This is a genomic window from Rhodoplanes roseus (assembly GCF_003258865.1).
GTDB lineage: Bacteria > Pseudomonadota > Alphaproteobacteria > Rhizobiales > Xanthobacteraceae > Rhodoplanes > Rhodoplanes roseus.
This window is the reverse complement of the sequence record NZ_NPEX01000198.1, coordinates 1-6,053: the sequence shown is the minus strand read 5'-3', so window position 1 is coordinate 6,053 and position 6,053 is coordinate 1. Positions and strand designations below refer to the sequence as shown.

The 6,053-nt window shown below is 69.8% G+C and carries 4 protein-coding genes; 1 reads left to right on the top strand and 3 read right to left on the bottom strand.

Annotated features, from left to right (window positions below; translation table 11 throughout):
* Positions 1-63 precede the first annotated feature (63 nt).
* The 3 genes from feoB to CH341_RS22285 all read right to left on the bottom strand — a co-directional run bounded on the left by feoB (position 64) and on the right by CH341_RS22285 (position 4,185).
* Entirely contained in the window at positions 64-1,947 is a 1,884-nt protein-coding gene (gene feoB, locus CH341_RS22295; protein WP_111421174.1) for a ferrous iron transporter B, read from the bottom strand.
* A gap of 11 nt (positions 1,948-1,958) precedes the next feature.
* On the bottom strand, positions 1,959-2,264 hold the full coding sequence (locus tag CH341_RS22290; protein ID WP_111421173.1) for a FeoA family protein: 306 nt from the start codon (positions 2,262-2,264) through the stop codon (positions 1,959-1,961).
* A gap of 190 nt (positions 2,265-2,454) precedes the next feature.
* On the bottom strand, positions 2,455-4,185 hold the full coding sequence (locus CH341_RS22285) for a cation:proton antiporter (RefSeq protein WP_111421172.1): 1,731 nt from the start codon (positions 4,183-4,185) through the stop codon (positions 2,455-2,457).
* Between the two features lie 415 nt (positions 4,186-4,600).
* Between CH341_RS22285 and CH341_RS22280 the strand changes: the two genes are divergently transcribed.
* Positions 4,601-6,001, top strand: coding sequence for a CmpA/NrtA family ABC transporter substrate-binding protein (locus CH341_RS22280; protein ID WP_111421171.1), 1,401 nt, complete (start codon positions 4,601-4,603; stop codon positions 5,999-6,001).
* Positions 6,002-6,053: the final 52 nt, after the last annotated feature.

The following is a 6,053-nucleotide window of genomic DNA, read 5'->3' as shown; positions in this document are numbered from 1 at the left end:
CCTCACCCGCCGCGCGTTCCGCGCGTCGACCTCTCCCCGCTGGGGAGAGGTGACAAGACCGCCCTACCCGGCGCCGAGCATGCGGGCGACGTTGTAGGTGACGAGCGCGGCCAGGTAGGCAAGCGCCAGCATGTAGCCGAAGGAGACGGCCATCCAGCGCCAGCTCCCGGTCTCGCGGCGGATCACCGCGAGCGTCGAGGCGCATTGCGGGGCGAAGATGTACCAGGCGAGCAGCGCCAGCGCGGTGGCGAGGCTCCAGTTCTGGGCCAGCGTCGCGCCGATCTTCTCGGCCGCCTCGGTGCCGCCCTCGATGGCGTAGACGGTGCCGAGCGCCGCCACCGCGACCTCGCGGGCCGCCATGCCGGGCACCAGTGCCACGTTGATGTGCCAGTCGAAGCCGATCGGCGCGGTGAGCGGCTCCAGCGCGTGCCCGATGATCGAGGCGAGGCTGTAGTTGATGTCCGGCTCGGTCGCCCCCTCGGGCGGCCGCGGGAACGAGGCCAGGAACCAGATCAGCACCATCATCGAGAAGATGGTGGTGCCGGCCCGCTTCAGGAACATCATCGCCTTGGTGTAGAGGCCGATCAGGATGCTCTTGGGCTGCGGCAGCTTGTAGTCGGGCAGCTCGAGCATGAACGGCTCGGTCGGGTGGTCGCGCCAGAACAGCCGCTTGGCGACGAAGGAGACCAGCAGCGCGCTGGCGATCCCGACCGCGTAGAGGCCGAACATCACCAGCCCCTGCAGCGAGATCCAGCCGAGCACCTGCTGGTCCGGGATGAAGGCCGAGATGATCAGCACATAGACCGGGATGCGGGCCGAGCAGGTCATCAGCGGCGCCACCAAGATGGTGGTCAGCCGGTCGCGCCGGTTGTCGATGACGCGGGTCGCCATGATGCCCGGGATGGCGCAGGCGAAGCTCGACAGCAGCGGGATGAAGGCGCGGCCGTGCAGGCCGGCGCCGCCCATGATGCGGTCCATCAGGAAGGCGGCGCGCGCCAGATAGCCCAGATCCTCAAGCATCAGGATGAAGAAGAACAGGATCACGATCTGGGGCAGGAAGACGATCACGCTGCCGACGCCGGCGATGACGCCGTTCTGGATGAAGCTCTGCAGCAGCCCCTCGGGCAGACGCGCCTGGACCTGGGCGCCGAGCGCCTCGAAGCCGGCCTTGATCAGATCCATCACCGGCGTCGCCCAGGTGAACACCGCCTGGAACATGACGAACAGCACGGCGAGCAGGATGACGATCCCGAACACCGGATGCAGCAGCACCGAGTCGAGCCGGCCGGTCAGCGTGTCGGGGCGGCCCGGCACCTTCACGGCGGCGGCCAGGATACGGTCGGCCTCGCGCTGGGTGGCGCGCAGCTCGGCCGAGCTCGGCGGCGCCCAGGCCTGCTCGCCCGGCGCGACCGGCGGATCGGCGATCAGCGTGTCCATGCGGGCGACCAGCGCCTCGATGCCGCCGCGGCGCACCGCCGTCGAGGTGACGACCGGCACGCCGAGCTCCGCCGACAGGCGGTCGAGGTCGAACTCGAAGCCGCGCTTCTTGGCGATGTCGATCATGTTGAGGGCGAGCATCAGGGGGCGGCCGACCCGCTTGAGCTCGAGCACCAGGCGCAGCGCGATGCGCAGATTGGTGGCGTCGGCGACGCACAGCAGCATGTCGGGCGCGGTCTCACCGGCGAGATGGCCCAGCACGGCGTCGCGGGTGACCTGCTCGTCCGGGCTCCGCGCCCGCAACGAGTAGGTGCCCGGCAGGTCGAGGAGGTGGACGCTGCGGCCGCCCGGGGTCTGGAACACGCCGGACTTTCGCTCGACCGTCACGCCCGGATAGTTGGCCACCTTCTGGCGGCTGCCCGTCAGGGCGTTGAACAGAGCGGTCTTGCCGCTGTTCGGGTTGCCGACCAGGGCCAGATGCCACGGTCCGGCCGGTTCGGCGGCGCTCATGATCGACTCGGTCAGCTCACCAGGATGGCCATCGCCTCGCGGCGACGGAGCGCGATGGTCGCGTCGTTGACCCGCACGGCGATCGGATCGCGGCCGAACGAGCCTTCGTGGAGGATCTCGACCCGGGCGCCCTCGACGAAGCCGAGCTCGAGCAGCCGGCTCTCCAGCTCGCCCGCCGACAGCCCGACCGCGTGCCCGTTCACGGCGATCGCGTCGATGCGGCCACAGAAGCCGCGGCGCGCGGCGCCGAGCGGGAGAGGAGACACCGACGCCTGAAGATCGACGCAGGCCTGCACGTCCGGAAACACATCAGCCATGAGGACGCCTCGGTCCGAGGATGGTCACCGCTCGCAATTGCGAACGACTGTCAGCTTTCGGAGAGCGGAGGGGTGGAGTCAAGGAAATACACCCGGAACGTCAGTAACTTAGAACATTTGAAAACTAGCCGCCCGGAGCCTCGCCGAACGACCTACGTAGTCTCCCCGAGGGATTAGACTCGGTGGAGGGTCAGGCCGCCGAGGCGCCCGGGCGGCTGCGGGCGCGCAGCCGGTTGACGGTCTCCTGGGCGTCGTCGGCCGGCACCCCGAGGCGCTGCAGGGCGAAATCCGACATGCCGAGGGCGATCTCGCGCTCGCCCATCACGGCGAGCCCCACCCCGACATCGGCGAGATAGAGGGCCTCGGCCTCCGTATGGGTGCGCACGACCGTCTCGATCGTCGGGTTGAGGGCGCGGGCGAGCGCGATCACCTGGCGGGCGTGGAACGCGTCCGGCAGCGCCACCACGATGAGCCGGGCCAGCTCCGGAAACGTCGCGCCGAGAACCTCGGCCCGGCTGGCGTCGCCGTAGATCACCGGGGTGCCCTCGTCGCGCAGCCGCTCGGCCAGCCGGCGGTCGGATTCGATCACCACGTAGTCGAGCCCGTGCCGGCGCAGCGCGGCCGCGACCGTCGCGCCGACCCGGCCGTGCCCGACCAGGATGGCATGGTCGACCAGCATCCCGGCGCGCGGCTTGAACGACAGGGCCTGCTGCTCGCGCCACCGCACCATCGCGGGCCGCTCGCCGAGCCAGTCCGCGAACCGCAAGGCGATCGGGAACATCAGCGGGTTCATCACGATGGCGACCAGGGCGGCGGCCAGCACGAGGTCGCGCCCGCTGGTCGGCAGCAGGCCGCGGCGGACTGCGAGGTCGGTGAGAATGAAGGAGAACTCGCCGATCTGCGCGAACGTCGCCCCGACCACCCCGGCGATCTCGGGCGGCGCCCGGAAGAGGAGCAGGATCGCCATGGTGACGAGCCCGGTGCCGATCCCGATGGTGACCACCAGGGTGGCGATCTCCAGCGGCATGCGCAGCAGCGTGGTCGGATCGAACAACATGCCGGCCGAGACGAAGAACAGCACGGCGAAGACACGCTGCATCGGCAGCGCCTCGGCGGCGGCGTGGTGGTTGAGGTCGCTCTCGCCCAGCACCACGCCGGCGAAGAAGGCGGCGAGCGCCAGCGAGATGCCGAACAGCAGCGAGGAGCCGTAGGCGACGCCGAGCGCCAGCACCGTCACGGCGAGCGTGAACAATTCGCGCGAGCCGAGCCGCGCGACGAGTCCCAGCAGCGCCGGGATGGCGCGCCGTCCGACCAGCACGATGATGGCGACGAAGCCGGCGACCTGCAGCACGGCGCGGCCGAGCGCGACGGCGAAGTCGCCGGCCGAGGCGGCGCCGCCGCCGAGCGCCGGGATCAGCACCAGCGCCAGGATCACCACCATGTCCTGCACGACCAGCCAGCCGAGCGCCATCCGGCCGGCCGCCGCAGTGAGCTGGCCGCGCTGGTCGAGCGCCCGGGTCGCCACGGCGGTCGAGGCGATGGCGAGCGACAGGCCGACGATGACGCCGGCGACCGGATCGAGGCCGAGCACCCCGGTCGCAACCACCCAGCCGATTCCAGTGGAGGCGGCGATCTGGAGCAGCGCCCCCGGCACCGCGCTGCGCCGGACCGCGATCAGGTCGCGGAAGGAGAAGTGCAGGCCGACCCCGAACAGCAGCAGCGCCACGCCGATCTCGGCGAGCTCGTTGGCGATCGCCTGGTTGGCGACGAAGCCCGGCGTGAACGGCCCGACCACCACGCCGGCGAGCAGGTAGCCGAGCATCGGCGGCAGCCGCACGGCGCGCGCCAGCAGGCCGCCCAGAAAGGCGACCGACAGGCTGACCACCAGGGTCGGCAGCAATCCCAGCCCGTGTGCGTCCATGCTCCCCGCGACCGTACCGTGTGACAACGATCCCGCGGCCAGCATAAGGCCGATTCCGCACGCGCAGTCTTGCGTCAGCGCAGGAATTCGGCGGGACCGGGCGCACTGGTCCGGCTGCGTGATTTTGCGAAGCGAACAAACCGCGGAAATCGTTGAGGGAACTCTGTTCGCGCTTCGTTGCCCCGCCGCCGCCATCCGAAAACCGCCGTGCCGCGGGCCTGGGAGCGGGATCGCGGACCGGCGCAATCCTGCCGCGCAAGGCGCCAGCGCCGCCTCGATTCTGGGCATTGCATACACCGATTGCATACATTCGGCCGGGGTTCGGGGCCGCCGCGCGCTGGCACGTCGCTTGCAAATTCGGGCTCCGGCCCGCCGCGCACGGCGGCGGCCCGGAGTGCCCCAGAGGGAGTGCCCAATGTCCCTGTTCGACGATCCCTTCCGAAGCGACCGCCGGCTGACCTCGGGTTGCGTCTGCGGCCGCCATGCGAGCCAGAGCGAGCACGATCACGCCGCACACGACGACGCGCTGCGGCTGCAGCAGCAGACCGTGGCGCCGTCGGGCGAGGAGGACCGTTACCGGGGTGTCGTCGCCTCCGCCGTGGTGCGCGCGATGTTCCCGCAGGACGCCGCGCGAAGAGCCTTCCTGAAATCGGTCGGCGCCTCGACGGCGCTGGCCGCGATCTCACAATTCCTGCCGCTCGGCTCGGCGACCGAAATCTTCGCGCAAGGCGCCGGGGCGATCGAGAAGAAGTCCGTCAAGGTCGGCTTCATCCCGATCACCTGCGCGACGCCGATCATCATGGCGCACCCGATGGGCTTCTACGCCAAGCACGGGCTCGACGTGGAGGTGGTGAAGACGGCCGGCTGGGCCGTGATCCGCGACAAGACGCTCAACAAGGAATACGACGCCGCCCACATGCTGTCGCCGATGCCGCTCGCCATCACGGTCGGCGCCGGCGCGAGCCCGATCCCGTACACCGCGCCGGCGGTGGAGAACATCAACGGGCAGGCGATCACGCTGGCGATCAAGCACAAGGACAAGCGCGACCCGAAATCGTGGAAGGGCTTCAAGTTCGCGGTGCCGTTCGACTACTCGATGCACAACTACCTGCTGCGCTACTATCTGGCGGAGCACGGGCTCGATCCCGACACCGACGTGCAGATCCGCGCCGTGCCGCCGCCCGAGATGGTGGCGAACCTGCGCGCCGACAACATCGACGGCTTCCTGGCGCCCGATCCCGTCAACCAGCGCGCCGTCTACGACGGCGTCGGCTTCATCCACACGCTCTCCAAGGAGCTGTGGGACGGCCATCCGTGCTGCGTGTTCGCCGCCTCCAAGGAGTTCGTGACGAGCGCGCCCAACACCTATGCGGCGCTCCTCAAGGCGATCATCGACGCCACCGCCTACGCGACCAAGGCCGAGAACCGCAAGCAGATCGCCGAGGCGATCGCCCCGGCCAACTATCTCAACCAGCCCGTCACCGTGGTCGAGCAGGTCTTGACCGGCACCTACGCGGACGGGCTCGGCAACGTGAAGAAGGTGCCGGACCGCATCGCCTTCGATCCGTTCCCGTGGGAATCCTTCGCCGTCTGGATCCTCACCCAGATGAAGCGCTGGGGCCAGATCAAGGGCGACGTCGACTACAAGACCGTGGCGAGCCAGGTCTTCCTGGCCACCGACACGGCGAAGCTGATGAAGGAGGTCGGCCTGACGCCGCCCACCGCCACCACCAAGAGCTTCTCGGTGATGGGCAAGACCTTCGATCCGCAGAAGCCCGACGAGTACGTGGCGAGCTTCAAGATCAAGCGGGTGTGACGCGATCGGCCCACCCTTCACCCTCCCCTGGAGGGGGAGGGTCGGGCGCGAG

Excerpts from the sequence above, each read along its gene's own strand:
- CH341_RS22285 (WP_111421172.1), bottom strand. The coding sequence starts at position 4,185 with ATGGACGCACACGGGCTGGGATTGCTGCCGACCCTGGTGGTCAGCCTG.
- CH341_RS22280 (WP_111421171.1), top strand. The coding sequence starts at position 4,601 with ATGTCCCTGTTCGACGATCCCTTCCGAAGCGACCGCCGGCTGACCTCG.
- CH341_RS22290 (WP_111421173.1), bottom strand. The coding sequence starts at position 2,264 with ATGGCTGATGTGTTTCCGGACGTGCAGGCCTGCGTCGATCTTCAGGCG.
- feoB (WP_111421174.1), bottom strand. The coding sequence starts at position 1,947 with ATGAGCGCCGCCGAACCGGCCGGACCGTGGCATCTGGCCCTGGTCGGC.